The organism is Streptomyces sp. SID14478 (assembly GCF_010548525.1).
Taxonomy (GTDB): Bacteria; Actinomycetota; Actinomycetes; order Streptomycetales; family Streptomycetaceae; genus Streptomyces.
In genome coordinates, this window is record NZ_JAAGMG010000297.1 from 1 (window position 1) to 252 (window position 252).

At 61.9% G+C, this 252-nt stretch carries 1 protein-coding gene; it reads right to left on the minus strand.

Going from position 1 to position 252, the window contains the following annotated elements; genetic code table 11:
- A partial coding sequence (locus G3I40_RS09950; RefSeq protein WP_164301789.1) for a DEAD/DEAH box helicase family protein occupies nucleotides 1-218 on the minus strand: 218 nt, incomplete at its 3' end.
- Nucleotides 219-252 lie beyond the last annotated feature (34 nt).

The window sequence follows — 252 nt, forward strand, 5'->3', positions numbered from 1 at the left end:
AGGGCCAAAGTCGGCACCATCACGAGAACGCGCCCGCCCGGCGCCAGACGACGGACCGCAGCAGCACCGATGAACGTCTTACCCGTACCGCACGCACTGACCACCGTTCCTCGCAAACCCTGCGGGGGAATTCTCATTCCCGGAGGAATATCGAGACCTGCCACGGCAGCGTCCACCGCTTCAATCTGATGCGGGCGGAGCGGGAACTTTTCCTTCATTTCTTGCACTCCATCTCAGCCGGAGAGGTGGTGA